The sequence below is a fragment of the Pseudarthrobacter sp. MDT1-56 genome, assembly GCF_059383555.1.
In genome coordinates this window covers 1-4,419 of the sequence record NZ_JBWZCK010000032.1, presented here as the reverse complement: position 1 = coordinate 4,419, position 4,419 = coordinate 1, and the positions used below count along the sequence as shown (strand labels likewise).

2 protein-coding genes, 2 pseudogenes and 1 riboswitch are annotated in these 4,419 nt (G+C 62.0%); of the genes and pseudogenes, 3 read left to right on the top strand and 1 reads right to left on the bottom strand.

The genetic code is table 11. The features are described 5' to 3' along the window. Positions 1–107 precede the first annotated feature (107 nt). Positions 108–236: pseudogene (locus AC50YC_RS19720) on the top strand (23S rRNA (guanosine(2251)-2'-O)-methyltransferase RlmB); the annotation flags it as partial. A 760-nt stretch (positions 237–996) separates the two neighbouring features. On the opposite strand, the gene AC50YC_RS19715 reads toward AC50YC_RS19720, so the two are convergent. After that, the gene (locus AC50YC_RS19715; protein ID WP_494954962.1) at positions 997–1,359 is read right to left on the bottom strand and encodes a M23 family metallopeptidase; all 363 of its coding nucleotides are present in this window, start codon (positions 1,357–1,359) and stop codon (positions 997–999) included. 425 nt (positions 1,360–1,784) lie between these two features. Continuing rightward, positions 1,785–1,958: riboswitch (cyclic di-AMP (ydaO/yuaA leader) on the bottom strand. A gap of 245 nt (positions 1,959–2,203) precedes the next feature. Here AC50YC_RS19715 and AC50YC_RS19710 point away from each other — a divergent pair. Beyond that, positions 2,204–2,557: pseudogene (locus tag AC50YC_RS19710) on the top strand (helix-turn-helix domain-containing protein); the annotation flags it as partial. A 53-nt stretch (positions 2,558–2,610) separates the two neighbouring features. After that, positions 2,611–3,381, top strand: a complete 771-nt coding sequence (locus AC50YC_RS19705; RefSeq protein ID WP_494954961.1) for an IS30 family transposase — start codon at positions 2,611–2,613, stop codon at positions 3,379–3,381. Positions 3,382–4,419: the final 1,038 nt, after the last annotated feature.

Below are 4,419 nucleotides of genomic sequence, written 5' to 3'. Positions count from 1 at the left end.
TGGGAGGAGATCACTTCCCCGTCCTTGCTCAGTGCCGTGGTCCCGTCGGGCCTCCGGCCCCCGAAGTCAGCGGCGAAGAGGTTCTCGCAGTACGCCATCTGGCTGGACCGGCACTGCGCGCCGGCATCCCGGCCAAGGCCCTGCACGTGGCCATCCGCATCGAGATGGATGACCGCGTCAAGGAGTCCCTCAAGCTGGCGGCCGAGCGTGGCATCCCGCTGCTCGAAACCGGCAGAGTCAAGTAACCTGGTCCCCCGGTACCCCAAATTTTTCAGTTCGAAGTCGCCTCCCTCGGGACATACGGAAGGCTCCGGTCACGGACGCCTGCACCAGCAGCAGCGGACTCTCGGGTTCTCCTCCTAGACGTCCTTTTGGTTCTCGGCGTTCATCGTCTTTGGGGCCCGGGGCGGCAGGTGACAGTAGAGGCCGGAGCCAGTGACGCCCGTGGACTGGGCAGTCCCGGAGATGGACAGGTCTTACTGGTCGAGTAGGTGTGCGACGAAAGCGAGTTTCGTAGGATCGACCACGCTGGGCCAGCCATTCCTTTTACCCTTAGCAGCAGCAACGGCACTCGCGAGGGCATCGCGACCGATCGCGTAGGTACGTTCCATTTGGCGGAAGAGCGCAAGCATCACGACCGCTCAGCGTTGGTTTCGCAAATCGAATACGCCCGGGGAGCTCAACCCGTTTCGCACAGCCATTCCATGGGGATCCATATCGACGACATAGTCAGGGAGCCCACTATTGTTCGAACCGGAGCCGGTGAGGACGCGGCGGCGGCCGCGACTTACCGGGGCGTCGGTGGCGAGCCGGGAGACCTTGCGGGGCCCGGGCCAGGACCGCTGGAGGCCCGGGCGACCGTACGTACCCAAAGGCCGAAAACGAGGCGCCGGAGGTCCACCAAACCTTGTTTCCGAGGGGGTCATAGATGGTGCGTCTGCCGCTTGGGAAGCACGAAGCATTCGGCGGCTGGAGGGGCAGCAGCCCTGGCTGAGATCAGATAAAGGCGGAGGGATTGACGGTCTTGCCGTTGGCCAGGACCTCAAAGTGGAGGTGGCAGCCAGTGGACGCTCCGGTCGTACCAACGCCTGCGATTTGCTGGCCCTGTGCTACGGCCTGCCCGGTCGAGATACCAATGCTGGCCAGATGGTTGTAGGTGGTTTTCAAGCCGTTGCTATGATCCACCACAATCCGGTTGCCGCCGCCGTACGGGCTCCAGCCGGCCTCGGTGACGGTCCCGGCACCGGCCGCGAATACCGTTGTCGAGCACGCGCCCGTCAGGTCAATGCCGGTGTGCAACTCACCTGCAGCTCCGGTGATGGGGCTGACCCGGAAGCCGAAAGCGGAACTGACGTTCATCGACGCGAGCGGAGCCCGCAGCCCCTTCGACACCGGTGCGGGGGCAGATTCAGGTGCCGCGGGCACTGCCGCGGCCTGCACCAGCGGAGCCGGTGCAGGCGTAGGAGCCGGCGGAGCGGGTGCCGGCTGTGAGGTCACAGCCGGGCGGTCAAAGGTCAGACCGGCACCGGCGTCCGCCGAAACGGCCACTTGGGTGGCCGGGGCTGCAGCGACCGACTGGTCCTTGCCTGCAGAGTGTGCACCGGAATCCGCATGGGCTGTAGACAGCGCGGTGAGGGCAATCATTGCCGTAACTGCTGCCGCAACGCCAAATTGCTGGCCCCGGGACCGCCTCGATGGTTCATGGATTGCAACCCGATTGGACGCCGTGGAAGGGGACGGAAGGGCACGGCGGCGGCCGTGTTCTGGCTGGGCAGGCAAAATAGTGGTCCTCTCGGCGCCGGCGAAGTTAGCTGTCGGATTCGGAAGAGTGGACTGTCCGGCCGTCCTGCGGATACGTTCAGGCACGCAGTCACAGGATCAGCTTCACCCCAAGGTGCACCATGGCGCACCGTAAATGGGTCCTCCGCCCCCGCCTTGAGAAGATAGGTTCATTGACCGCCGGCGGGGCTTGGCGAAGCGGTCGCAGACATACCGTTAGGGGTATGTTCTGCTTCAACTCTAGCGAATGGTTCGCATAAGTTACAAATTCGTTATATGCAGAACCTTGGGTGCCGGTGTGGGGGCCCGCGGTTATGGCAGGAAGCGTTGTGCCCACTGGGGGTCAGGTGGAGCCCTCCGCACAGCTCAGAGCTGGGCGGTTTCCAACCAACGTCGCAACACCAACGGAAAGTGGTGTTGATTCATGCGCAGTGCGACGCGCCGATCGAGGAAAATGGGGCCTCCGGGCTTGGTAGAGAAGAGGTCCTTGTATGTTCAGCTCATGAAAGAAGGGCACTCCAACCGGGCAGCATGCAAGATTCTTGGGATCAACCCGAACACGGGCCATCGTTGGTTGCATGGACGCAACGGGGTGGAGGGCTTGGTGCAGCAAGGCTTGGATCCGAGGCCCCGCAAGGCGCTTCCTGCGGCAGGCGGGTCCAGCCGCTATTTGTCAGAGGACGAACGGATCTACATCGCCGACCGGCTGCTGGTTCGGGCGAGTCTGCAATCCATCGCTCGTGATCTTGGCCGGTCACCGTCCACAATCAGCAGGGAGTTAGCTCGGAATCGTCCCGACTCACGCCGGTATCATCCGTTCCGCCCCAGAAAATGGCACGGAAGAGAAGGCCGAGGCCAAGGCTGGCCAAGCTTGCCGGTGATGACGAGTTGCGGCATTACGTTGTGGAGTGCCTGTCGAAACGGTGGAGCCCTCAGCAGGTCTGCCGGGCCTTGAAGGAACGGTTTCCAGGAGAAAAACATCGGCATCTGGTGCATGAAACGGTCTACCGTGCGCTGTCCCATCTGAGCATCCGCCCCGTTCCAACCGGGTCTGCCCGGCTACTGCAATCCGGTAAGTTCAGCAGGCGGCCGCGGTCCCGGACCAAGGTGAAGTCACGCCAGTACATTGCTGATGCTCTAAGGGTCTTTGACCGCCCAGCCCACATCGCTACCAGGGAAGAAGCAGGCCATTGGGAAGGTGACCTCATCATGGGGAAGGGGAACAAATCAGCGATAGTGACGCTGGTGGAACGCTCTTCGAGGCTCCTCGTCGCCTTCGTGCTCCGTCCCGGAAACAGGTCCGATAACATGCGTGACCAGCTCATTGACGCGCTCGGGGTCCTGCCGGCCACGCTGCGGAGGACCTTGACGTGGGACCGGGGCTCCGAGATGGCCAAGCACGCCGAAGTCACTGCGGCGCTGGGAACTCTCGTCTACTTCTGTGATCCGGCCAGCCCCTGGCAACGTGCTTCGAACGAGAATGCCAACGGCCTGCTCCGCCAGTACTTTCGCAGGGGTGCAGACCTCAGCACGGTAGAACAAGCTGAAGTCCGCTTCGCCGCTGATGAGATCAACGGCCGGCCGCGAGCCGTCCTCGGGTAGTATAGTGCCGCCGCTCGGTTTGCTTCCCACCAAGCCGTTGCGTCACTTCAGCCCCAGGCTTTTCCCGATGGCACCGTGGGACTCGGGCCGCTGCCCACAGCTGGGGACAATCCTCATGGGTTATCCACCGCTACGGCGACCAGGGGAGCTGCCCCAACGGCTCCCATTCCAGCTGTGGATAACCCGAATTGACCCCAAATATGGAGAGCTAAGGAGCTGGGCCTGGAGCTTTCCGGTTACGAACCTTCACTGGCCGGGCCTGCCCGGTGCGTCCGGCTAGATCTACACGCTTAGCGCTGGCAGACCGAAGAGGCCAAGGCATATTGCTGAAGCGATTAAGACGCCCGCCAGAATCCAGTTCCGGCTTGGTATGTGCTTCTTGTCGAACTCTCTCGCACGAAACACGGGTACAAATATCAGGGCCAATGCGCCGAACGCCAGCGCGATTAAGAGCAGTGTGGCGAGTAAAAACAAGACAATTCCTTGATCAGATCTACTTTGGAAGGACTTTGCCAAGCAGGCCGCCAAGGCCCCTGGTCAACCGCTCCAAACGATGCCATCCCCTGCTCCCAAAAGCTGTCAGATTGTCCCGCAGTTGCCCGCCCGCAAGCTGTCCCAGTAGCCGGTCCGCGGGCGGGCGGGCTACCCGAATCACAACGAAGCCAGAATCCGGCCCGGTCTGCACACTAGTAGATCTCCCGTAGGCCCTGTCCGATGTAGCGCACTCTGGCGGGACGCTTTCCGGCACTCTTATCCGGCAGTCATCGTCGGCGCGGTCAGGTCGGCAACGGGCAATCGAGCGATATGGTTGCCTTCAAATCGAGCCGTTGCGACGATCGTTGGAAACCGCCCAGTCCCCATTGGTGTACAACCCGTTTCGTATAGAAGCCGAGACGTTCGCTCGTGCGGCTGCAAACATCGTTGAGGTCGACGATCTGAGGTGTACTACTGATGTGAGACACAGTTTGAAAGGATTGTGCCCATGTCTTCCCGTCCCAGTTATTCCGATGAGTTCAAGGCCGATGCCGTGAATCTCGT